This is a genomic window from Pseudomonas baetica (genome assembly GCF_002813455.1).
Lineage (GTDB): Bacteria > Pseudomonadota > Gammaproteobacteria > Pseudomonadales > Pseudomonadaceae > Aquipseudomonas > Aquipseudomonas baetica.
Genome location: NZ_PHHE01000001.1, coordinates 6,572,390 through 6,595,279 on the forward strand (window position 1 = coordinate 6,572,390; position 22,890 = coordinate 6,595,279).

Annotated in this window: 17 protein-coding genes and 1 pseudogene (1 of these 18 running past the window's edge); 5 read left to right on the forward strand and 13 right to left on the reverse strand. The window is 60.0% G+C overall.

The window, feature by feature from the left end:
- From ATI02_RS30545 to ATI02_RS30555, 3 genes are all read left to right on the forward strand, one after another.
- Window positions 1–6,092, forward strand: the 3' portion of a protein-coding gene (locus tag ATI02_RS30545; RefSeq protein ID WP_100848242.1) for a non-ribosomal peptide synthase/polyketide synthase. 11,767 nt of this gene lie to the left of the window's left edge; the window shows 6,092 of its 17,859 coding nt (coding positions 11,768–17,859); the start codon falls outside the window, past its left edge; the stop codon is at window positions 6,090–6,092.
- A gap of 65 nt (window positions 6,093–6,157) precedes the next feature.
- Window positions 6,158–7,306, forward strand: coding sequence for a macrolide transporter subunit MacA (gene macA / locus ATI02_RS30550; RefSeq protein WP_100848243.1), 1,149 nt, complete (start codon window positions 6,158–6,160; stop codon window positions 7,304–7,306).
- 2 nt (window positions 7,307–7,308) lie between these two features.
- Window positions 7,309–9,267 (forward strand): MacB family efflux pump subunit, encoded by a 1,959-nt coding sequence (locus ATI02_RS30555; RefSeq protein WP_100848244.1) that lies wholly within the window; start codon window positions 7,309–7,311, stop codon window positions 9,265–9,267.
- 114 nt (window positions 9,268–9,381) lie between these two features.
- Here the strand turns inward: ATI02_RS30555 and ATI02_RS30565 are convergent, their stop codons facing one another.
- A complete protein-coding gene (locus ATI02_RS30565) occupies window positions 9,382–10,131 on the reverse strand; it encodes a helix-turn-helix transcriptional regulator (protein WP_095190128.1) in 750 nt (249 codons plus the stop codon).
- A gap of 370 nt (window positions 10,132–10,501) precedes the next feature.
- On the opposite strand from ATI02_RS30565, the gene ycaC reads away from it, so the two are divergent.
- Window positions 10,502–11,134, forward strand: coding sequence for an isochorismate family cysteine hydrolase YcaC (gene ycaC / locus ATI02_RS30570; protein ID WP_095190127.1), 633 nt, complete (start codon window positions 10,502–10,504; stop codon window positions 11,132–11,134).
- A 96-nt stretch (window positions 11,135–11,230) separates the two neighbouring features.
- Here ycaC and ATI02_RS30575 read toward each other — a convergent pair whose 3' ends face one another.
- The 12 genes and pseudogenes from ATI02_RS30575 to ATI02_RS30630 all read right to left on the reverse strand — a co-directional run bounded on the left by ATI02_RS30575 (window position 11,231) and on the right by ATI02_RS30630 (window position 22,047).
- Window positions 11,231–11,968 carry a Fic family protein gene (locus ATI02_RS30575; protein WP_100848245.1) on the reverse strand — a complete coding sequence of 246 codons (738 nt, stop codon included), beginning with the start codon at window positions 11,966–11,968 and terminating at the stop codon, window positions 11,231–11,233.
- Complete coding sequence (locus ATI02_RS30580; RefSeq protein ID WP_100848246.1) at window positions 11,965–12,228, reverse strand: hypothetical protein; 264 nt, start codon at window positions 12,226–12,228, stop codon at window positions 11,965–11,967. Before ATI02_RS30580 ends, ATI02_RS30575 begins: the two co-directional genes overlap by 4 nt.
- Window positions 12,229–12,413: 185 nt before the next feature.
- Entirely contained in the window at window positions 12,414–13,658 is a 1,245-nt protein-coding gene (locus ATI02_RS30585; protein ID WP_100848247.1) for an MFS transporter, read from the reverse strand.
- A gap of 7 nt (window positions 13,659–13,665) precedes the next feature.
- Window positions 13,666–15,837: an ATP-binding protein gene (locus ATI02_RS30590; RefSeq protein ID WP_100848537.1), complete on the reverse strand. Its 2,172-nt coding sequence runs from the start codon at window positions 15,835–15,837 to the stop codon at window positions 13,666–13,668.
- Between the two features lie 124 nt (window positions 15,838–15,961).
- Window positions 15,962–17,500 carry a cryptochrome/photolyase family protein gene (locus tag ATI02_RS30595; protein ID WP_100848248.1) on the reverse strand — a complete coding sequence of 513 codons (1,539 nt, stop codon included), beginning with the start codon at window positions 17,498–17,500 and terminating at the stop codon, window positions 15,962–15,964.
- A 28-nt stretch (window positions 17,501–17,528) separates the two neighbouring features.
- Window positions 17,529–17,831 carry a DUF6482 family protein gene (locus tag ATI02_RS30600; RefSeq protein WP_095190122.1) on the reverse strand — a complete coding sequence of 101 codons (303 nt, stop codon included), beginning with the start codon at window positions 17,829–17,831 and terminating at the stop codon, window positions 17,529–17,531.
- A 14-nt stretch (window positions 17,832–17,845) separates the two neighbouring features.
- Window positions 17,846–18,556: an SDR family oxidoreductase gene (locus ATI02_RS30605; protein ID WP_100848249.1), complete on the reverse strand. Its 711-nt coding sequence runs from the start codon at window positions 18,554–18,556 to the stop codon at window positions 17,846–17,848.
- Window positions 18,553–19,095: a DUF3833 domain-containing protein gene (locus ATI02_RS30610; protein ID WP_100848250.1), complete on the reverse strand. Its 543-nt coding sequence runs from the start codon at window positions 19,093–19,095 to the stop codon at window positions 18,553–18,555. Before ATI02_RS30610 ends, ATI02_RS30605 begins: the two co-directional genes overlap by 4 nt.
- A gap of 125 nt (window positions 19,096–19,220) precedes the next feature.
- Window positions 19,221–19,775 (reverse strand): GTP cyclohydrolase I FolE, encoded by a 555-nt coding sequence (folE, locus tag ATI02_RS30615; RefSeq protein ID WP_100848251.1) that lies wholly within the window; start codon window positions 19,773–19,775, stop codon window positions 19,221–19,223.
- Window positions 19,776–19,859: 84 nt separating this feature from the next.
- Window positions 19,860–19,976: pseudogene (locus ATI02_RS32995) on the reverse strand (DUF393 domain-containing protein); the annotation flags it as partial.
- A gap of 151 nt (window positions 19,977–20,127) precedes the next feature.
- Window positions 20,128–21,252 (reverse strand): alkene reductase, encoded by a 1,125-nt coding sequence (locus tag ATI02_RS30625; RefSeq protein ID WP_100848252.1) that lies wholly within the window; start codon window positions 21,250–21,252, stop codon window positions 20,128–20,130.
- Window positions 21,253–21,369: 117 nt separating this feature from the next.
- On the reverse strand, window positions 21,370–22,047 hold the full coding sequence (locus ATI02_RS30630) for a type 1 glutamine amidotransferase domain-containing protein (protein WP_095190118.1): 678 nt from the start codon (window positions 22,045–22,047) through the stop codon (window positions 21,370–21,372).
- A gap of 210 nt (window positions 22,048–22,257) precedes the next feature.
- Here ATI02_RS30630 and ATI02_RS30635 point away from each other — a divergent pair, with 210 nt between their 5' ends.
- The gene (locus ATI02_RS30635) at window positions 22,258–22,842 is read left to right on the forward strand and encodes a TetR family transcriptional repressor CurR (RefSeq protein WP_095190117.1); all 585 of its coding nucleotides are present in this window, start codon (window positions 22,258–22,260) and stop codon (window positions 22,840–22,842) included.
- Window positions 22,843–22,890 lie beyond the last annotated feature (48 nt).

Sequence of the window (22,890 nt, forward strand, 5' to 3'; positions counted from 1 at the left end):
AGGATCGGGTGGTCTTCGCCTCGAACCCGGCATTCGATGCCAGCACCATGGACATCTGGGGGCCGTTGCTCAATGGCGGTCGTGTGGTGATCATCGACCATCAAACCTTGCTCGATTCGAATGCCTTCGGCCGCGAACTGCGTGCCAGTGGCGCGACAATCCTGTTCGTCACCACCGCGCTGTTCAACCAGTACGTGCAACTGATTCCGCAGGCGCTCAAGGGCTTGCGCATCCTCTTGTGTGGCGGTGAACGTAGTGATCCGGCGGCGTTCCGCCGGCTACTGGCCGAGGCTCCGGCTTTGCGCATCGTGCATTGCTACGGCCCGACCGAAACCACCACCTATGCCACCACGTTCGAAGTGCAGGAAGTGGCAGACGACGCCGAAAGCGTGCCTATTGGCGGCCCCATCGGCAACACGCAGGTGTACGTGCTCGACGCGTATCAGCAACCGGTGCCGATGGGCGTCACCGGCGAGTTGTACATCGGCGGGCAGGGCGTGGCGCTGGGTTACTTGAACCGGCCGGATCTGACCGCCGAGAAATTCCTCCGCGATCCATTCAGCGAGACGCCGGGCGCGTTGCTCTATCGCACCGGTGACCTCGCGCGCTGGCTGGCGCCGGGGCAACTCGATTGCATCGGTCGCAACGACGATCAGGTGAAAATCCGTGGTTTCCGCATCGAGCTGGGAGAAATCGAAAACCGTTTGCTGAACTGCCCGGGCATCAAGGAAGCAGTGGTGCTGGCGCGCCGTGACGGTCAGGACAGCCCGCGTCTGGTGGCGTACTACACGGCGCACGCGGGACTGTTGGACAGCGCCGGACTGCACGCGCAATTGCATGCCCGTCTGCCGGAATACATGCTGCCGACGGCGTGGGTGCAGCTCGAGGTATTGCCGCTGAACAACAACGGCAAGGTTGACCGCAAGGCGCTGCCGGCACCGACTCAGGAGGCGCTGCTCAGTCGGGTCTACGAGGCACCGGCCAATCCACTGGAAGCAAGTCTGGCGCAGGTCTGGGCCGAGGTGTTGCAGGTCGAACAGGTTGGGCGCCATGACAACTTCTTCGAACTCGGCGGCCATTCATTGCTGGCCATGCGCATGCTCTCCCAGGTGCGCCAGCAATTGGATGTGGAGCTGGCACTGGCCGATCTGTTTGCCAACCCGGAACTGGCGGCAGTCGCCGAGGTGTTGAGTCAGGCCGAACGCAGCCGCTTGCCGGAGATTCTGCCGGCGCCGCGCGATCAGGCGCTGCCATTGTCGTTCGCCCAGCAACGCTTGTGGTTCCTCGCGCAGATGGACGGCGGCAACACCGCCTACAACATTCCTTTGGGCCTGCATTTGCGCGGCCGACTCGACGCTGTGGCCCTGCAACGGGCATTGGCGCGGATCGTCGCTCGTCACGAAAGCCTGCGCAGTCGTTTCGCGCAATTGAACGATGAAGCGCAGGTGCTGATTGCCCCGGTCGACACTGGCCTGCCGCTGATTGTGGAAGATTGGCGGCAACAACCGCAGACCCACGAGGCCTTGCGCACGCTGGTCGAAACTGAAGCGCGCGGACCGTTCAATTTGCAGGACGATCCTTTGATTCGCGGTCGGGTGGTGCGTCTGGCCGATGAGCACCATGTGCTCTTGTTGACGATGCACCACATCATCTCCGACGGCTGGTCGATGGGTGTGCTGACCCGTGAATTGATGGCGCTGTATCAAGCGTTCAGTCACGGTGAGGACGACCCGCTGCCGCCGCTGGCCCTGCAATACACCGACTACGCGGTATGGCAACGGCGCTGGCTCAGCGGCGAGGTGTTGCAGCGCCAGAGCGATTACTGGCAGCAGACCCTGGCCGGTGCCCCGGCATTGTTGAGCCTGCCAACCGACCGCCCGCGTCCGGCACAACAGGATCACCACGGCGGCAGTGTCGAGATCGTGCTTGACGCGCAGACCAGCACCGGTCTCAAGGCGTTGTGTCAGCGCCACGCAGTGACGCCATACATGGTGCTCATGAGCGCGTGGGCGATGTTGCTCGCGCGCCTGTCCGGGCAGTCCGATGTGGTCATTGGCTCGCCGGTGGCCAACCGTACCCGCGCCGAAATCGAAGGGTTGATCGGCATGTTCGTCAACACCCTTGCGCTGCGCATCGATACCTCCGGCGATCTGACCGTTGCGGCGCTGCTGGCGCGGGTCAAGGCGCAGACGTTGGCGGCACAGGCGCATCAGGATCTGCCGTTCGAACACGTGGTGGAAATCACCCGACCGCTGCGCAGCCTTTCCCACACCCCGTTGTTCCAGACCCTGGTGAGTTGGGACAGCAGCGTCGCGCCCGCCCTGGCGTTGGGCGGTCTGACGCTGGAAGGTCTGGCCGGGGAAAATCACTTTGTGAAGTTCGACCTGTCGCTGAGCCTCGGCGAAAACCCGCAAGGCATCCGTGGCGCACTGCGCTATGCCACGGCGTTGTTCGATGAGTCGACCGTGCGGCGTTTTAGCGGTTACTTGCAGCGCTTGCTGACGGCGCTGGTCACCGATGACCAAGCGGTGTTGGCGCAGGTCAATCTGCTTGCGGCGGATGAACAGCAGCGCTTGCTCGGCGATTTCAACGCGACGGCAGTTGATTGCCCGGTCGAGCAACCGATCCAGAGCCTGTTCGAAGCGCAGGTGCAGCGTCAGCCGGACGCCATCGCCGTGCAGTCGGGCGAACACAGCCTGACCTATCGCGAGCTGAATGCCCGTGCCAACCGCCTCGCGCATCACCTGCGCGAGCAGGGCGTGGGGCCGGATGCGCGGGTGGCGCTGTGCGTCGAACGCGGACTCGATCTGGTGGTGGGGCTGCTTGGCATTCTCAAGGCCGGTGGTGCCTACGTACCGCTGGATCCGGCTTATCCGGCAGAGCGCCTCGACTTTATGCTCAAGGACTGCGCGCCGGTGGCAGTGCTGGTTCACACGGCCACCCGATCGCTGTTTGCCGGGACCGACGTAGCTGTGATCGACTTTGACCAATGCAGCTGGCACGCGCAATCGGAGGGCAATCCGCAGGTGCCTGGCCTGAACCCTGCGAATCTGGCGTACATGATCTACACCTCAGGTTCGACCGGTACGCCAAAAGGCGTGATGCTGGAACATCGTGGCTTGTGCAATCTGATGCATTGGGGATCGCAGATCTGCCCGCCGACTCCGGAGAGCGCGTTGTTGCAGAAAGCGCCGTTCAGTTTCGATGGCTCGGTGTGGGAGTTCTTCTGGCCGCTGACGGCCGGTGTGCGCCTGGTGCTGGCACGGCCGGGCGGCCATCGGGAACCGGCGTATCTGGCACAACTGATTCGTCAGCAACGGATTACCGTGGTCAAGTTTGTGCCGGCGCTGTTACAGCAGTTTGTTGAACTGCAGAAGGTCAGTGAATGCACCAGCCTCACCGACATTTTCTGCGGTGGCGGCGAACTCACGGCGGCGCTGGCCGCTGCCGTGCGCCAGCACCTGCCGTGGGTGCGCCTGCATAACGTATATGGCCCGACCGAAGCCACGGTCGACAGCACGGCATGGACACTGGAACCGCACATGCCGGTGCCAACGTCGCAATTGCCGATCGGCAAAGCCATCTGCAACACGCGTCTGTATGTGCTCGATGTGCATGACCACCCGGTGCCGTTGGGCGTCATTGGCCAGTTGCACATTGGCGGCATCGGCGTGGCGCGCGGTTACATGGGACTGCCGCAGATGCAGGCCGAGCGCTTTATCGACAGCCCGTTCGTGGCCGGTGATCGCTTGTACCGCACCGGCGATCTGGTGCGTTACCGCGCCGACGGCAACCTCGAATTCCTCGGGCGCGACGACTTCCAGGTCAAGCTGCATGGCTTGCGTCTGGAACTCGGTGAAATCGAAGCGCGGTTGATCCAGCACCCGGATGTGCGCGAGGTGGTCGTGCTGATGCGCGACGAGCGTCTGGTCGCGTATTTCACGGTGCGCGAGGGCAGTGCAGCGCCCGCGATCGACACGCTGCGCGCGTTCATCCTCGAACAATTACCCGAGTACATGGTGCCGGGCGCGTTTGTTGTGCTTGACGCATTGCCCTTGAGTCCCAATGGCAAGATCGACCGTCAGGCGCTGCCGGCGCCGGGCATCGACGCCGTGCTCAGCCGACACTACGAAGCTCCGCAAGGCGAGGTCGAAAGCTTGCTCGCGCAGGTGTGGGGCGAGGTGCTCAAGGTCGAGCAGGTCGGCCGCCACGACAACTTTTTCGAATTGGGCGGCCATTCGTTGCTGGCGATTCGTCTGGTCAACCTGCTGCAACGTGCGGGGCAGCAGGTGACGCTGGCGGAGCTGTTCCAGCGTCCGAGTGTCGAGTCGCTGGCGGCACTGCTCAGTCAGCGCAGCGCATTGCCCGAACATCCGGAAGGACTGGTCGTGGTGCGACCGGGCGAGGGCGGCAATGCGCTGTTCCTGATCCATGAATTCAGCGGTCGGGACGTGTATTTCCCGGCATTGGGGATGCACATCGAGGGGCAGTTTCCGATTTACGGTTTGCCCGGTGTGCCGTTGGGGCAGCCGCAACTGCATACCCTTGAATGTATGGCCACGCGGATGGTCGGGATCATCCGCTCGGTGCAGCCGCATGGGCCGTATCGTCTGGCCGGGTGGTCGTTCGGCGGCTTGCTCGCGTATGAAATCGCGCAGCAATTGCTCGGTCTCGATGAGGCCGTGGCGTTTGTCGGCCTGCTCGATACCTACGCGCCACATCCGGCCAGCCAGGATAAAACCCGCTGGAGCGGTGAGCATCGCGACAAGCGTCAATTGCTTGAACACTGCCGCGCGCGTTCGCAGATGCGGGGGGCAGAAGGGCTGCCAGAGTTGGCCGACGTAGAGAAGCTTGAGGCTGAAGTCGAACTGATCGCCTTCGACGAGCTGTTCCAGCGCTGCTGCGAACAGCAATTGCCCGACCCGGAACTGGCCGCACTGACGCCGGCGCAGGCCTGGAGTTACTTTGATCGTGAGGCCGCTCATGGTCTGGCGCTGGCGCATTATCGGGTCAGTCCGGCCAGCCAGCCGGTGCACTTGTTCCGCGCTCAGGCACTGATGCCGGGGCAGGCACAACCGAATCCGACTCGTGGCTGGGAGAACAAGGTCGGTACAGGTTTGCTGCGCTGCATCGATGTGCCGGGGGATCACCGCAGCATGATGAAAAACCCGGATATCCAGGCACTCGGCCAGGCTTTGAGTCAGGCCATGGCGGCGGCGCAGGTCCCGCAACCGCAGGCGTATCAGCCAGTATTGACGATCCAGAGCGGACACACCGGGCATGCGCCGATCTTCTGTGTGCCGGGGGCGGGCGACAGTGTCACCGGGTTCATTCACCTGACCGAAGCGCTCGGCCCGGAATGGCCGATCTACGGTCTGCAACCGCGCGGACTCGATGGCCACGGCGTGCCGCACAGTCAGGTGGAAGCGGCGGCGGCGTGTTACCTGCAAGCCGTTGAACAGTTGTATCCGCAAGGCCCGATGCACCTGATCGGCCATTCGTTCGGCGGTTGGGTCGCACATGCGATGGCCGCGCAGTTGCAGGCGGCCGGGCGTGAGGTGGCGTCGTTGACCCTGATCGACAGCGAATCCCCAGGCGGCAACGGCACAGCGGGTAAACCGTACACAACGACTGCCGCGCTGGAACGCTTGATCGAGACGCTGCAACTGTCCAGTGGCAAGTCGTTGGGCATCGATCCGCTGGCGTTCGCCGAGGCTGACGACACCACGCAAATGCGCCTGTTGCACGAGGGCATGGTGCGCGCCGGTGTGTTGTCTGCGCGTTCGTCAGCGCAGGCCATGCACGGCCCGGTCCGCACCTTCGCCACCGCGCTGCGCACGGTCTATCAACCGCAACGGGCCTACACCGGGCCGGTGCGGCTGGCGCTGGTCGATGACCCGACGCTGGATGCCTGGGGCAATCAGCGCGAGCAAGCGGCAATGGTCGAGGGCTGGCAACGCCAGGTTGCGGATCTGGCGGTGTGGTACGGGCCGGGCAACCACTTCACGATTCTCAAGGCACCCAATGTCTTCAGTCTCGCGGCGTGGTGGCATGACGGCCTGAAAGTGCCGGCCGGCCAAGTGTTGTCGTGAATGTTGTTTTCAATTGGAGCCCGGCGTTAAGCCGGGCTCACCCCTGAACGGACTTGTGGTCATTTATGGAAAAGTCGAAGTTGCGCAAAGTCGGTATGGGTTTGGCGTTGGTGGTGGTAGCGGGATTGGCGTTCTACACGGTGCAGGCGCCGGCCGAGGCGCCGCAATACCTGACCGCTCCGGTTGAACGCAGTGATATTGAAAACGCGGTGCTGGCCACCGGATTGCTCGAAGGCATCAAACAAGTGGACGTCGGTGCGCAGGTGTCTGGGCAATTGAAGTCGCTCAAGGTCAAGGTTGGCGACAAGGTGAAGAAAGGGCAGTGGCTGGCGGAAATTGATCCGCTGGTGTTGCAGAACACGCTGCGTCAGGCCCAGGTCGATGAGGAAAACCTGCAAGCGCAGAAACGCGCCACCCAGGCCCAGCTGAGGCAGACTAAAGCGATTTACGAGCGCTACAAGAACTTGCAGGACGACGCGTCGATCTCACGCCAGGATTTTGAAACCGCCGAGTCTGACTATCAGGTGCAGCAGGCCAATCTGATGTCGCTGGATGCGCAGATCAAAAGTGCGCATATCCAGATCGACACGGCCAAGGTCAATCTGGCGTACACACGGATTGTTGCGCCGATCGATGGCGATGTGGTCGGCGTGGTGACGCAGGAAGGGCAAACGGTCATCGCCAGCCAACTGGCGCCGGTCCTGCTGAAACTGGCGGATCTGGACACCATGACGGTCAAGGCGCAGGTCTCCGAGGCCGATGTGATTCACATCGCCCCGGGGCAGGAGGTGTATTTCACCATTCTCGGCGAGGACAAACGTTACTACGCGAAACTGCGCGGCACGGACCCGGCGCCACAGAACTTTCTTGAAACGCCGCCCGCCGGTACGCCGAAGCAAAGCAGCGCGGTGTTCTACAACGCCTTGTTCGAGGTGCCGAACCCCGACCATCGTTTGCGTATATCGATGACCGCGCAGGTGCGCATTATCCTCGACACCGCCAAGTCGGTGCTGACCGTGCCGGTGGCGGCGCTCGGGCCGCGCAATGCCGATGGCAGTTTTCCGGTACGGGTGCTGGACGCCAAGGGCCACGCGCAGTCGCGCAATGTGCAGACCGGGATCAACAACAACGTCAAGGTGCAGATCAATGAGGGGCTGGCCGAGGGGGATCGCGTCGTGATTGGTGATCCAGTGGCCAACGTGGCGGGGGCATGAGCATGACTCAACCACTGCTCCAGCTCACCGGCATCACCCGTAGTTTCACCGCCGGTGACCGTGAATTTCTGGCGCTGAAAAACATCAACCTGACAATCAATGCCGGCGAAATGGTTGCGATCATCGGCGCGTCGGGCTCCGGTAAATCGACCTTGATGAACATCCTCGGCTGCCTCGATTACGCCACCGCCGGCAGCTACAGGATCAACGGCCAGGAAACCCGCGACCTGGACAATCAGGCGCTGGCTGAATTGCGTCGCGACTACTTCGGTTTCATCTTCCAGCGTTATCACTTGCTGCCGCACCTGAGCGCGATGCACAACGTCGAGATTCCGGCGATTTATTCGGGGACTCCGCAGGCGCAACGGCATGCCCGGGCGCGTGAGCTATTGGTTCGACTGGGGCTGGAAGGGCACCTGGCTCATCGGCCGAGCCAGTTGTCAGGCGGTCAGCAGCAGCGGGTCAGTATCGCCCGGGCCTTGATGAACGGCGGTGAAGTGATTCTCGCCGACGAGCCGACCGGCGCGCTCGACACTGCCAGCGGCAAGGAAGTGATGAACATCCTGCTGGAGCTGCACGCCGCTGGGCACACGGTGATTCTGGTGACCCACGACCAGAAAGTCGCGGCCAATGCCGAGCGCATCATCGAGGTCAGCGACGGTGAAATCCTCAGCGACCGCAGCAACGTGCGTGACACGGCCCAACTGCCCGATGAGGCCTCGGTGACGCCCAAAGCCACCGCCTCACGCCGGTTGGTGGCCAGCCTCGGCTTGTTCAAAGAGGCGTTCAGCATGGCCTGGGTCGCGCTGGTATCGCATCGCATGCGCACCTTGCTGACCATGCTCGGCATCGTCATCGGCATTACTTCGGTGGTGTCGATCTCGGCGGTGGGCGAGGGCGCCAAGAACTACGTGCTCAAGGACATCGCGGCGATTGGCAGCAACACCATCGATATCTACCCCGGCAGCAGTTTTGGCGACAAGCGTGCCGCGACGATCGAAACCCTGTCACCCGCCGATGTCACGGCGCTGAATCAACTGTATTACGTCGACAGTGCTACGCCGATGATCGGCCGCAGTCTGTTGCTGCGCTATCGCAATATCGACCTGGACGCTCAGGTCAACGGCGTCAGTCACCAGTATTTCCAGGTGCGCGGGATCAAAATGGCCGAGGGTATCGCGTTCAGCGAAAGCGATGCACGGCGCCAGGCCCAGGTGGTAGTGATCGATCACAACACCCGCCAGCGATTATTCGGCGCAGGCGTTGATCCGCTGGGACAGGTCATCCTGATCGGCAATCTGCCTTGTACGGTGATCGGCGTGGCGGCGGAGAACAAAAACCTCTTCGCGTCGGGCAAGACCCTCAACGTCTGGGTGCCGTATGAGACCGCTGCCGGGCGGGTGTTGGGCCAGCGCTATCTGGACAGTATCAGTGTGCGGATGAAGGACGGTCAGCCGAGCAAGGTTGTGGAAGATCACGTCACCCAGTTGCTGTTACAACGCCATGGCACCAAGGACTTCTTCACCAACAACCTCGACAGCGTCTTGCAGACGGTGCAGAAAACCAGTCGCTCGCTGGCGTTGTTGTTGTCGTTGATTGCGGTGATTTCGCTGGTGGTCGGCGGTATCGGGGTGATGAACATCATGCTGGTCTCGGTCACCGAGCGTACTCGCGAGATCGGCATTCGCATGGCGGTTGGCGCGCGCCAGTCAGATATTCGTCAGCAGTTTCTGGTGGAGGCGGTGATGGTCTGTCTGTTGGGCGGGGCGATCGGGATTTCGCTGTCCTACGCCATCGGCCATCTGTTTTCAGTGTTTATCAAAGAGTGGGAGATGGTGTTCTCGCTGGCCTCTGTACTGACTGCGGTGGTCTGCTCGACATTGATCGGCATCGTGTTTGGATTCGTGCCGGCACGGAATGCTTCGCGGCTGGATCCGATCCAGGCCCTGGCTCGCGACTGATGGTGCTCACCGATCCCCTGTAGGAGCTGCCGAAGGCTGCGATCTTTTGACTTTGGCTTTTAAAAACAAGATCAAAAGATCGCAGCCTGCGGCAGCTCCTACAGGGGTGATATATCAGGCCGCCGTCGAGGTCGCAGCCTCCTGCGGCGAATACATCCAGCGCATCAACGAATGCCGCCCGCTGATCCCCAACTTGATCGCCGCCCGCTTGAGATAGCTCTCCACCGTATTGACCTTCAACTGCAAATGCCCGGCCAGTTCCGGTGCCGTGCGCCCGGCGAGCAGGCCGATGCACACTTCGGTTTCGCGATTCGACAGGCTCAGCCCCAATTGCTGCAAGCGTTCGGTAAAGCGCATTCGCAGGGTTTCCAGCCCTGTGCCTTCGCGAGGCTCGGCCGGGCTTTCTGCACCAGGGCTGGCCGGTTGGAGGGCATCGATGTGCTTTTCCACCATCGGCAACAACACCGGGGAGATGTCCTGCAACAGGCTGCGTTCCTGTGCGGAAAAACGTTGCGAATGGCCGTTGCGGTACACCGAGATCACATAGCGATAACCGTCCTTGCGCCGGGTCAGGTGCAGTTGCGAGGCATCGGCAGTAGTCGATGATTCTGCGTTCGGCAGATTGTCGGCCGTCGCGACACTGCGGTCGGAATACACCGTTTCGGCCAGCAGTGCCGGGTCTTGCATCGGCTCGTGCTCACTGCGATTGACCGAGCGGCCGACCGGTTCGAGGCGCACCTGCCGGATGTGCGTGGCGTCGACCGCCAGTTGGGTGAGGATCAGGTCATGCAGCATGCGCGGGAAATGCCGGCTGCCGGTGCTCGCGATAACCTTGCCGATGTGGGGGAACAGATATGAATTCATCTACGTCATCCATGAATTTACTTGGGTATAAAGCTATTGCGGCGTCGTCGACGGTGTCCTTGAACGACGAAAAATCGCAGCATTGGATCCTATGCTAGTACAACGTTTGAGCGACCGTTTAATGAAGGCGTTATTAACTCATAACCGAATGGCTTCGCCTGCCGTTTCAGCCGTCACGCCAGGCAACGATATGACGAGGATCGCAGGGACGCTCGGGGTGGGGTCGGAATCAACATTCATGAGCGCTGGATTGTCCTGTATCAGTTGACGGTGAAACGCTTTTCAGCCGATTTATCCCTCACCGGAGTACCCGTAATCTGTGCCCATCTTGAACGCAAACGAACTTCCACAACTATAAAGGGATGCACAGATGAACACTCCAACCTACAACCGCCTCAACAAAGACGACGCCGTGGTTCTGCTGGTCGACCACCAGACCGGTCTGATTTCTCTGGTGCAGGACTTCTCGCCGAACGAGTTCAAGAACAATGTGCTGGCGCTGGCCGATCTGGCCAAGTTCTTCGAACTGCCGACCATCCTCACCACCAGTTTCGAACAAGGCCCGAACGGCCCGCTGGTGCCGGAGTTGAAAGAGATGTTCCCGGATGCGCCGTACATCGCTCGCCCAGGCCAGATCAACGCCTGGGACAACGAAGACTTCGTCAATGCAATCAAGGCGACCGGTCGCAAGCAGATCATCATTGCCGGTGTGGTGACGGATGTCTGCGTAGCGTTCCCGACCCTGTCGGCGCTGGCGGAAGGCTTTGATGTGTTCGTGGTGACCGATGCTTCCGGCACCTTCAACACCACCGTGCAACAAGCCGCATGGAATCGCATGACCCAGGCCGGCGCACAGATGATGAACTGGTTCTCGGTTGCCTGTGAGCTGCACCGCGACTGGCGCAACGACATTGAAGGCTTGGGCAACTTGCTGTCGCAGCGCATCCCGAACTACCGCAACTTGATGAATGGCTATGCGGCGCTCACGGCTCAGCAAAAATAAGCCGAAGCCGCCAATCGAAAAGCCTGCCCTGAAAAGCAGGCTTTTGTTCGTTGACGTCGGAATTTACATTCTGCGCAGATTTATCGGGAGTATGGGCTATTCGAGAGGCATCGCACGATACGTTTTATAAAGCTGCTGAACCTCTGGATCGTCCAGACTCTCGTAAGTGATGCCTTCTTTATCCAGTCCATCCAACCCCTTTATGCCGCCAATCATTTCCGGCCATTCGTCGCGGCTAAAGATATCGGTGATGAAAGGTTTCAGGTAACTATCCAGATGGCCTTGAAAAGGATCTCTGATTTCGTCGCTGAGTGCCCGCAAATAGTCATCCTTGCTCGTCTTTGACCAGTTGATAGCGAATTTGGTCCGAAAGCACAGTTCCATGTAAACGAGCAGGATGGTGCGGCCATTACCATCGAGAAAAGGGTGCGCAGATGCCAGTTGTCCCATCACCTCGCCAGGACGGGTCCGGAAGCGTTTTTGATTTGCCGCCAGTTCAAGGGCATATTCGATGGACCTTTTGATAAGTTCGGGACGCTCAAATATCGTGTGATGCGGGTCATCCTTCGTGCCCTTGAAAACTGCCAAATGGGGGACCAGTTCATTTCTGTCTTTCCCTGCCCAAGGGTAAAAACCGGAGAAAAGGATTTCGTGTGTTTTGAGGACGGCGTTGTAGTCGATTGGCTTTTTCTTGGCGAGATAGGCAAGAGCGTCGTCGATGCTGGCTTCGAAGGCGAGGTGCTCCGATTCCTTTACTTCAATGGGGTCTTTGAGTTTGAGCGAGTTTTGAAGATAGCCTTCAGTGTCAAAATCGCCGAAAGGGTCGAAAGTCATGCGCTGATCTGCTTTTCGCAACGCCTTTTTTCCTGCAGATAGCGGCCTTGCAGAGCCATGATTTCTGTCTTGCTCAGAACACCTTTTCTTTTGAGGTTGACGAGCAGTTGCTCAATGCTATCCAGTTCCACGGCATCACCGGCCAAGCGCGTAATCGTAGCGGCCATGCGGCTTAGGCTGTCGCGCTCGGCGGTAATCTCATGTTCTTTGGCGAGTTGGCGAACTTCAGCCGCAACGCTGCCAGTGGCTGATCTGGTCATTGGGAACCCCTTATATTCTCTTTCAGAGCATAGCATGGCGTCATTTTCGTAAGCATTGTGGCGGCCGGTCGCAAGCAGATCATTATCGCCGATCTAGTAACGGTTTGTGCGTAGCGTTTCGCGCTGCAATACGCTGCGATCTGTTGATCTTGGTTTTATCAAGATCAACAGATCGCAGCCTCGTTTTACTCGACAGCGCCTACAGGGTTTTGTGAGTGACGCTCCCTTTCACGCAACGTTTCCGGTACCCCCACCCAAAGCAGGATTACCGCCAGAGCCGCAATCGCGGCCAATGTCAGAAACGCGGCGCTGTAGCCAGCCCCTTGCACGACAAACCCGGCGAGGCCATTGCTTAGCGCCGCGCCCAGGCCGAACACGGTGGTCAGTGCGCCGAGGCTGATGTTGAAATGCCCGGTGCCGTGGGTGAGGTCTTTGACCATTACAGGGAACAACGCGCCGAACAGACCCGCGCCAACGCCATCGAGCATTTGCACCGCGACCAGCCAATACGGATCGTCGGACAACGTGTAGAGCACGCCGCGTATCGGCAGGATCACAAAGCCTGCCAGCAGCAGTGGCTTGCGTCCCCACACGTCGGCTTTGGCGCCGACCAGTAACGCCGCCGGAACCATGACCAGTTGCGCCGCAACGATGCAGGCGGAGGTCAGCGGTGTGGCCATCTGCAAATTGGTTTGCGCGAGTTTCTGACCCACCAATGGCAGCATCGCCGCGTTCGCCAGGTGAAACAGCGCGCAGCACACGGCAAACAGCAGCAGCGATTTGTTGGTCAGCAGCACGGAAAACCCGGAAGGCTGGCCGTGGCCTGCGTTCGCCGGTTCGAGGCCGCGGGCCAGTTCATGGTCGATGGCTTGTGCCGACACGAAGTTGATGGCGATGACGCTGGCCAGCGCCATGGCCGCCATCAAATAGAACACCGCGACGGGGCCGAACAGATAAGCGAACAGGCCGGCAAGCAGTGCGGCGCAGGCATTGCCGGCATGGTTGAAGGTTTCATTGCGCCCGGTTCGTCGCGTGAACGCCCGTGGTCCCGTCATGCCCAGGGTGATCGCGGAAATGGCCGGGGCGAAGATCGAAGCCGCTGCAGCGCTCAGGGCCTGGGTCAGCGCTACGAGGCTGAAGGAGGTCACGAAGGGCAACGCGAGGCAACTTCCCGTCACCAGCAGCGCTGCGATCGCAATCAATGCGCGTTTGGCTCGGGTACTGTCGACCAGCGCGCCGGCGGGCGTCTGGGTGATGAGCGCCGCGACCCCGGCAATCGTCATCACTACGCCGATGCTGGCCGGGTCCCAGTGATGCACCGCCAACAGGTAAATCGCCAGATAGGGCCCGAGGCCGTCGCGCACATCCGCGAGGAAAAAATTGAGGCTGTCCAGCGACAGGTTATTGCGGCGATCCAGATGATTGCTCACGGCAGCCTCATTCCAGTTTGGCGGACATCAAGTTGCTCACGCGGGTAATCAGGGTGTCGACGGCAAACGGCTTGGTCAGCACTTGCATTCCGGGCCCCAGTTGGCCGCTGCCGATCACGGCGTTTTCGGCATAGCCGGTGATGAACAGGGTTTTTAATCTCGGCCTGATCTGTTTGCCCGCATCGGCCATCTGTCGCCCGTTCATGCCGCCGGGCAAACCGACATCGGTGATGAGCAAGTCGATGTGGGCGCTGGAGCGTAACGCTTCGAGCCCTTCGATGCTGTCGGCCGCTTCCAGCAGGTTGTAGCCGAGTTCGCTGAGCACGTCTTTGAGTAGCATCCGCACCGTCGGTTCGTCGTCGACAATCAGGATGGTTTCACCTGTTTTGGCCAGCGGCGTTGTAGTGCTGCCCATAGGATCCTGCTGTTGTAGAGCATGGCCGCGATACCTAGGGAGGTAGATGCACATCTCTGTGCCTTGGCCCACTTGCGAATGCACCCGCACCTGACCGCCAGATTGCTTGGTGAACCCGTAGATCATCGACAGCCCCAGCCCCGTGCCTTGGCCGAGCGGCTTGGTGGTGAAAAACGGGTCGAATGCTTTCGCGATGACTTCATCACTCATGCCGGTGCCGGTGTCCGTGACACACAGGCAAAGGTATTCGCCAGCGGGCATATCCAGGGCGCGGGCTGATTCGCTCTCAATCGATCGATTGGCGGTTTCCACCGTGATGCGTCCGCCATCGGGCATCGCATCGCGGGCGTTGATGCACAGATTCAGCAGGGCGTTTTCCAGTTGGCTGGCGTCCACGAGCGCGTTCCAGAGACCGGGTGCAGCCACCGTATTCAAACGAATGCTCGGGCCGACGGTGCGCTGGATCAACTCGGTCATTCCGACGATCAGGCTGTTTACGTCAGTCGGCCGTGGGTCGAGGGTCTGGCGACGGGAGAAGGCCAGCAGGCGATGCGTCAGGGCCGCCGCACGTTTGGTTGCGCCTTGCGCGGTCACCATGTACTTGTCGACATCCTTGAAACGGCCTTGAGCAATGCGCTTGTGCATCAGTTCCAGGGCGGCCGAGATGCCGGCCAGAAGATTGTTGAAATCATGGGCCAGGCCTCCGGTCAGTTGGCCGACCGCTTCCATTTTCTGTGACTGGCGCAGTTTCTCTTCGGCCTGCATGAGATCGGCCGTGCGTGCCAATACCCGCTGCTCCAGAGTGTCGTTGAGTGCACGTAACGCGGCGTTGGCGCGGTCGCGTTCCTCCTCGACATTGCGCCGGTGCTCAACATCGATGAGCACGCCGGGAAAGCGCAGCGGGGTACCGTCAGTTGCGCATTCGACGCGTCCGTTGGCCTCGATCCAGTTGTATTTTCCATCCGCGCGGCGAACCCGGTATTGATGCGAATAGGCGCCACCGCGGGCAATTGCTTCATTGATTGCACAGGTGAGTCCATCCCGGTCTTCGGGGTGTACGGACATCACCACTTGTTCCAGGCTCAGGCCATGGCGGCCCAGCTTGGGGTCAAGGTCAAAAATCTTCGCAAAGGATTCGTCCACGGTGAAGCGATTGGTCGGCAGATCCCAGTGCCAGGTGCCAATAATAGCGCCGGCCGCGAGGGCGAGTTGCACGCGCTCGACGTTTTCCCGCGCGACCGCCTCGCTGATACGCAGCCGCTCCTCGGCGTCCCGGCGGGCGGTGACGTCGCTGAAGAAGATCGCGATCTGTCGGTCGGCAGGATCGCCGACCCGCACGGCACGCACATCGAACCAGCGCTCAAAGGTATTGGCGTAGTTTTCGAAGTTTGCCGGCTCGCCGGTCTTGGCCACGTGGCCATAGGTCTCGAACCAGAAACGCTCAAGGTTAGGCGCAAACTCGGTGACCCATTTGCCCCGCAAGTTGACGCCGCACTGACGTTCGAACGCCGGATTGGCCTCGACGAAGTAGTAATCCACGGGGCGATCGTCGGCGTCGAATTTGACTTTGACGATGGCGAATGCGGCCTCGATGGTTTCCAGAATGGTACTGAAGCGCGCCTCGCTATTGGCGAGCGCCACTCGACTGGCGGCAAGCTGTGCGGCCATATCCGGGGTTGCAGCCGCGCCACTCTCCAGAGCCAGGCGCAGGCGCATCACCTCTGCCTCAAGCGCCTCGCGGGTAAGATGCTTCAGAATTTCCACCAATCGAGCCTTCTTGATTGTTGTTTGAGTTCATTCAACTCGGTTCAATCGAACACCGGGAATCCTCACATTGACACGCCGCCTGACGGTTAAGTTGCACCCGTAGTGGCGCAGACGCGCCGTTTTATAACGACTCGCCGTTATCCAGTGTGGCAAGCAACTTTTGGCCTCGTTGCCAAAGTGCCTGTTGTTTGGCTTCAGGCATGCGATCGAGATTTTTGTACATCATCCCCATGCGCTGGTTGCTGCGCAGAAGATCGCCATGGCGCATCAGGAAATGCCAGTACAGCGCATTGAAAGGGCAGGCGTTGTCAGCGGTGCTTTCGCTGACCTTGTAAGCACAATCGCGACAGTAGTCAGACATCCGGTTGATGTACTGGCCGCTGGCGCAGTAAGGCTTGGAACCGAGATAGCCACCATCGGCGTGCATGACCATCCCCAGGGTGTTGGGCAACTCCACCCAATCGAAGGCATCCATGTAAATGGCCAGGTACCACTCGCAGATCTGGCTCGGTGCAATGCCGGCGAGCAAGGCAAAGTTCCCCGTCACCATCAACCGCTGGATATGGTGAGCATAGGCGTGTTTCAGGCTTTGCCCGATCGTCTGACGCATGCAGTTCATCTGCGTTTCGCCCGTCCAGTAGAACTCCGGTAAGGGCCGTTGGTTACCGAATGAATTGCCTTGGGCATAGTCAGGCATCTTCAGCCAGTAAACTCCGCGCACGTATTCGCGCCAGCCGATCAATTGCCGAATGAATCCCTCGGCGGCATTGAGCGCAATACCGCCTGACCAGTAAGCCGACTCCACGTCACTGCACAACTGGCGCAAATCCAGCAGACCGATATTGAGCGCCGCGCTGATCCGCGCATGGAACAGAAAGGGTTCATCGCTGGCCATGGCGTCCTGGTAATCGCCGAACCCGGCCAGGCCATAATCGAGGAAGTAATGCCACAGCGATTGAGCGTCGGCACGGGTCACGGGATAGTTGAAGTCATCCAGAGAACCGTAGTGTTGGCTGAAGCGTTCCTTGACCAGTGCGAGGACTTCGAGGGTGATGGCGTCGTTGGCGAAACCAGTCGGATAGGGGGCTTTCACCCCTTTGGGCAAGGCTTTGCGGTTTTCGGCATCAAAGTTCCAGGCGCCGCCGACCGGCGTGCCGTCGCCATTGATCAACAGGCCGCTCTTGCGGCGCATCTCGCGGTAGAAGTACTCCATGCGCAGCTGTTTTTTACCCGCCGCCCACGTGCTGAATTCGCTGCGACTGCACAGAAAACGCGTATCGGCATGCCAATGAATGGCTAGCTCACAGTCCTGCAGAGACTGCTCCAGGCGCCAGTCGCCGCATTCAGTGACGTGCAGTTCTTCCGGTTGCAGGCGTGTCTGCCAGCGACCTAATTCGCCTGGCACTGATCCGCTATTGAGCGGGTCATCAAGCGTGACGTACTCCACACGCATGCCTCGGGCTTGCAGCGCCTTGGCAAAGTGACGCATGGCACTGAAGATCAGGGCGATCTTTTGCGGGTGATGAGGCACATGGCTGGCTTCCTCCATTACCTCGACCATAAGCACCGCATCCTGTTCGGGGTCGAGCCCCTGCAGTGAAGCCAGGTCAAACGACAGCTGATCACCGAGGATCAGGCACAAGCGATTGACCTTGCTCATTGGCAACATTCCGGCAGCGTGCGGTTCATCAAGTTGCTGTCAGCGAAAAAGGCAGCCGCAACTCTTCGACCGGGCCTGAATCCCGACCGCACATTTCGTCGTGGACACATTGCTGCACCAACACGCAGGGAAATGCCGGAACGGTTTGCAGCAAGTCCCGCAGATGACTGATTGAACGCAGACGCATGGGTTTGGCGGCATCGTCGAGCAAGGTGAACTGGCCGTCATCCATGCGGATGCGCGCCAGATAAAAACCACCTTCCAGCGACAGCAGTTCCAGTTCACGTATTTCGCTGTTGGCGGCGCGTTCGGTGAGCGTTTGCAGATTCATCGATAACTCCTTGCCTACCAGGGTAGGCGTTCTCCGTCGTAGGCAAAGAAATGGCCGCTGTCGGCTGGCGTCAGCCGGTCGATCAGGGTCAAGAGTTCATGGCTGGCAACGCTGGCCGGGCGGGCCGCCGATGCACCGCGAAAAGGTTGCGACAGCGCCGAAACGACCGTGCCAGGATGCAGGCTCAGCAAGCGGCTGTGCGGACGAGTGCGGGCCAGTTCGATGGCCGCGGTTTTGATCAGCATGTTCAGCGCAGCCTTGGAGGCGCGATAGGCGTACCAGCCGCCCAAACGGTTATCGCCGATGCTGCCGACCTTGGCCGAGAGCATCGCCATCGCACCTTGGGGATCAAGCAGTGGCAGGAAGTGGCGCAAGACCATCGCCGGCCCCAGCGTGTTCACTTGAAAGACGGCCTGGAGCGCTGCGTCTTCCAGCGCGCTGTAGCTTTTTTCCGGTTTGATCGCGTCGCGATGGAGCAGCCCGGCGGCATGCACGATCAACTGATACGGCGCTTCTGTCGCCAATTCGGCGGCGGCGCTGGCGATCGTCTCCGGGTGTTCGAGATCAAGTGCGGGAATTGTTTTACGCCCCAGCTCGCGAACTGCTGCGCACCGAGGGTCCTGCTTCAGCCAGTCACAGAATGCCGTGCCGAGCGCACCGCTGGCGCCGATCACCAAGGCGCGGTAGCCGTCGCCCAGGGAGTTCATGCTGAGCGAATCAGTCATTGATTGTCTCCCGCACTCTGGCGACGGAAGAACAAGGTCACCTGGCCGATCTCGACACCGAACTTGGACATGGTGGTGCGGTTGATCAAGGTGTCCTCGTCCATCAGGTACATCCAGTCGTCCATGCTCACCTCATAAACGGAGCCATCGACCGGCAGGCTCAGGATGTAGCGCCAACGCAAGGCGTTGCCGGCCACTTGACCTTCTGCCTCGCCGACCACATCGCCAGCGCGACCGCGCCATTTGCCCGCACCCTCCGGGGTCAGGGTCCAGACGCGGCGTTCGCGAGTGCCATCGCTGTAGAGGAAACGCTCGTCGAGAATCAGGTTATTGCCCTCGCGGCGACTCTCGATGTTGACCTCGAAGCGCTTGACGACTTCGCCAGAGCGTTTTTGAAACATTCCCCAGGCTTTCACCGGTTTGCTGAAGAACTTCTCCAGGTTGAAGGCTGGTTGCTGGTCGGCATAGTGGTCGACATCGACGCTGCCACAGCTCGAAAGGCTGAGTACCAGAGCCAGTAAAACCAAAAAACGGGTCATTGTTTTTACTCCCTGAATACACAAGTCAAGGTGGAGGACATTCCACAAAATTGCTTGTACAGCTATCTATGCTTGTATAGGTTTATCGGTGTATTTGACTCGACAAGCCCGCAACGAAATCAACTTCATCGGCTGATCAGTTGGAGAAACTCCTGACGCGTGCTGGAGGACTCTCGAAAGGCACCGAGCATGACCGATGACGTCATGATCGAATTCTGCTTTTCCACACCGCGCATCATCATGCACATGTGCCTGGCTTCAATGACCACGGCCACACCGGCGGCATCGGTAATTTGCTGGATCGCGTCGGCGATCTGTCTGGTCAGGTTTTCCTGGATCTGCAAACGGCGCGCGAACATGTCGACCACCCGGGCCACTTTCGACAGTCCCAACACCCGGCCAGTGGGGATGTAGGCCACATGGGCCTTGCCGATGAAGGGCAGCATGTGGTGTTCGCACAATGAATAAAGTTCGATGTCGCGAACGATGACCATTTCATCGTTCTGTGACTCGAACAACGCGCCATTGATGATGCCTTCCAGGTTCATCGTGTAGCCGTCGCACAGGAACTGCATGGCTTTGGCGGCACGCTTGGGCGTGTCCCGCAGTCCTTCGTGGTCGGGGTTTTCACCGACGCCGAGAAGAATTTCACGGTACTGATTGGCTAATGATTGAGTCATTCGGATTTCTCGCGGCGTTGCGACAGGACAGGAGTGCGACAACAGTTGTGGCTGGCGTGACAACGACGGCTGCCGTCAGGGTTGGCGCAACTGCTTGATTTCTCGCGCACAGAGCGGGCATTCACCGTCAAAATAAAGCGTCAGCGGCCACGGCTCTGAGTTGTACATTGCGGCGTGCCTTGTATAGGTTTTTGTAAAGATAGGCCGAAAAAATCGAGCTGACAATGGCGCGTCATTTTTTTTGTGAAGAGGGGAAGGCGTTACTTCCAGTCGCCTCTCAGAACGGGGGACGGATGGGCGACGTAAAGCAGTGCTCCCACAGGAGCGGGAGCACTTTGTCGAGATCTTTGCGTCAGGCGGGGTAAGCAGGGTAATCCACGTAACCCTCGGCATTGCCGCCATACACCGTGGCCGGGTTCAGTGCGTTCAGCGGCCAGTCATTGGCGATTCGCGCGGGCAGGTCCGGGTTGGCCATGAACGGTCGTCCGAAGGCGACAAAGTCAGCGAGGCCGGAATCGAGCAACTGCGCGCCAGACTCAGCGTTGTAGCGCCCGGCGTAAATGATCGCGCCGCTGAAGGTGGCGCGCACCGCCTGGCGAAATGACTTTGGCATCGCGGGCGCATTCTCCCAGTCAGCTTCGGCAATCGACAGATAGGCAATGCCCACCTCTTCCAGCACTTTGATCGCTTCGATGTAAGTGGTGTGCGGATCTTCCTCGACCATGCCCAGGTAAGTCCGCGCTTCATCGGTGGTGCTGAACAGCGGCGCGAAACGCACGCCGACTTTTTCCTTGCCGATGCACTCGGCGACACCGCCTACCACTTCGCGCAGAAAACGCAGGCGGTTGTGCAGCGAACCACCGTACTGATCGGTGCGCAGGTTGCTGTGGGCGGAAATGAACTGGTTCACCAGGTAGCCATTGGCGCAGTGCAGTTCGATGCCGTCGAATCCGGCCTCCATCGCGTTGCGCGCAGCCTGGATATACAGCTGAATGAGTGCCTGAACCTCATCGGTGCTCAGTGCGCGAGGAGCGGACGGCGGTACCAGTTCGCCGGTGCCAGGTGCGGTTTCGATGAACACGCTGACTCGATCAGTGGCCACGGCGGAAGCCGACACCGGCGCTGCGCCGTCAGGTTGCAGCGCGGTGTGGGACACACGGCCGACGTGCCACAGTTGAGCGAAGATCACGCCATCGACAGCATGCACGGCCTTGGTGACTTTGCGCCAACCGGCAATTTGCTCGGGCGTGTGAATGCCTGGTGTCCAGGCGTAACCCTGGCCACGGGGTTCGATCTGTGTGCCTTCGGTGACGAGCAAACCTGCGCCGGCCCGCTGCTGGTAATACTCGGCCATCAGCTCATTGGCAATGTTGCCCGGTTGAGTACTGCGCTGGCGGGTGAGGGGCGGCAGGACGATGCGGTTTTTCAGGGTGTGCAGACCCAGTTTGGCGGGATTGAAGTAAACGCTGTTGTTCATGAATGACCTTGTGATGGTTTATTAGACCAGTCGACTATTAATCGGATAAAAAAAACGCCGTGTGACACGCACACGGCGTTCGGGCAGCTCTTTATGAGCAGAGCAGGGCGGCTGGAATCAGCCGAGCATTTTCAACAGTTTCTCGGCAACGGCGGCGGAGCTGGCCGGGTTCTGGCCGGTAACGAGTTGCCCATCGGCCACCACATGCACCTGCCAGTCAGCGACTTTTGAGTAACGGCCACCGAGGCGCTGGAACTCGTCCTCGATCAGGAAAGGCACCACATCCGTCAGGCCGACAGCCGCTTCTTCGGAATTGGTGAAACCGGTGACTTCGCGACCCTGAACCAGCGGCTTGCCGTCTGCCTTGACGACGTGACGCAACACGCCCGGCGCATGGCAGACAAAACCGTGGGGCTTGTTGGCGCGGTCGAAGGCTTCGATCAACGCGATCGACTGCTGGTCTTCGGCCAGATCCCACAGTGGGCCGTGGCCACCTGGGTAGAACACGGCATCGAAATCGTCTGCGTTGACATCCGCCAGGCGACCGGTGTTGGCCAGCGCCTGTTGCGCCGCCGGGTCATTGCGAAAGCGATCGGTTTCGGCGGTCTGCGCGTCGGGCTCGTCGCTTTTCGGATCCAGCGGCGGCTGGCCACCGGCCGGGGACACCAGCGTGACGTCGGCACCGGCGTCCTTGAAGGCGAAGTAGGGGGCGGCGAACTCTTCCAGCCAAAAACCGGTTTTCTTGCCGGTGCTGCCGAGTTGATCGTGCGAAGTCAGAACCATCAAGATTTTCATAGAGCACCCTGGGGTTGATCGGGTGGCGTCGCTGCACAACGGATTTGCGCAGTGGCGACACCGGAAGATGAGTTGTCGGAGCGCAGCATAGAGTCCAATTAGACCAGTCGTCTAGTAATTTTTTATCCGAAGCTTTTTCAGTGACAGGTGTGGCAAACTTGCGTTCCTTTGAAATATACGACTGGTCTATTGTCTGGTACTTTGCGCCCCATGAAACCGACCTACGACGATACCCGCCAACACTTGCTCGACACCGGCCACCGGATGATGGCCGAGAAGGGCTTCACCAGTGTCGGCCTCAATGAAATCCTGCAAACCGCCGGCGTGCCCAAGGGCTCGTTCTATCACTACTTCAAGTCCAAGGAGCTTTACGGCCAGGCCTTGCTCGAGGATTACTTTGTCGGTTATCTGGCTGACATGGAGCGGCGTCTGACGTTGCCCGGGCTGACGGCTTATGAGCGGCTGATGAATTACTGGCAGGGCTGGCAGAACCGTTGCACCCTTGAAGGGCATGGCGATGAGTGTCTGGTGGTGAAACTCAGCGCCGAAGTGGCCGACCTGTCCGAGTCCATGCGCCTCACCTTGCGTGATGGCGCCGAACGAGTGGTGGCTCGCATCACCTTGTGCATCGAGCAGGGCCAGGCTGAACAGAGTCTGCCTGCGGGGGACGCGCGGCACTTGGCGGAAACCCTGTATCAGCTGTGGCTGGGTGCCAGCTTGTTGAACAAGCTGCAACGCACGGGGCAGTCGCTCAATACGTCGATGGCGACCACTCGGCAACTGCTGGCTGTCTGATGTTCAGGTTGATCCGCCGAAGACCAACATCCGGCGGATCGATGTGGC

What these genes read in the sequence shown, in the direction of transcription:
- ATI02_RS30605 (WP_100848249.1), bottom strand. Translation starts at nt 18,556, where the DNA reads ATGACTGATTCGCTCAGCATGAACTCCCTGGGCGACGGCTACCGCGCC.
- folE (WP_100848251.1), bottom strand. Translation starts at nt 19,775, where the DNA reads ATGACTCAATCATTAGCCAATCAGTACCGTGAAATTCTTCTCGGCGTC.
- ATI02_RS30600 (WP_095190122.1), bottom strand. Translation starts at nt 17,831, where the DNA reads ATGAATCTGCAAACGCTCACCGAACGCGCCGCCAACAGCGAAATACGT.
- ATI02_RS30630 (WP_095190118.1), bottom strand. Translation starts at nt 22,047, where the DNA reads ATGAAAATCTTGATGGTTCTGACTTCGCACGATCAACTCGGCAGCACC.
- ATI02_RS30580 (WP_100848246.1), bottom strand. Translation starts at nt 12,228, where the DNA reads ATGACCAGATCAGCCACTGGCAGCGTTGCGGCTGAAGTTCGCCAACTC.
- ATI02_RS30625 (WP_100848252.1), bottom strand. Translation starts at nt 21,252, where the DNA reads ATGAACAACAGCGTTTACTTCAATCCCGCCAAACTGGGTCTGCACACC.
- macA (WP_100848243.1), top strand. Translation starts at nt 6,158, where the DNA reads ATGGAAAAGTCGAAGTTGCGCAAAGTCGGTATGGGTTTGGCGTTGGTG.
- ATI02_RS30565 (WP_095190128.1), bottom strand. Translation starts at nt 10,131, where the DNA reads ATGAATTCATATCTGTTCCCCCACATCGGCAAGGTTATCGCGAGCACC.
- ATI02_RS30635 (WP_095190117.1), top strand. Translation starts at nt 22,258, where the DNA reads ATGAAACCGACCTACGACGATACCCGCCAACACTTGCTCGACACCGGC.
- ATI02_RS30555 (WP_100848244.1), top strand. Translation starts at nt 7,309, where the DNA reads ATGACTCAACCACTGCTCCAGCTCACCGGCATCACCCGTAGTTTCACC.
- ATI02_RS30595 (WP_100848248.1), bottom strand. Translation starts at nt 17,500, where the DNA reads ATGAGCAAGGTCAATCGCTTGTGCCTGATCCTCGGTGATCAGCTGTCG.
- ATI02_RS30610 (WP_100848250.1), bottom strand. Translation starts at nt 19,095, where the DNA reads ATGACCCGTTTTTTGGTTTTACTGGCTCTGGTACTCAGCCTTTCGAGC.
- ATI02_RS30575 (WP_100848245.1), bottom strand. Translation starts at nt 11,968, where the DNA reads ATGACTTTCGACCCTTTCGGCGATTTTGACACTGAAGGCTATCTTCAA.
- ycaC (WP_095190127.1), top strand. Translation starts at nt 10,502, where the DNA reads ATGAACACTCCAACCTACAACCGCCTCAACAAAGACGACGCCGTGGTT.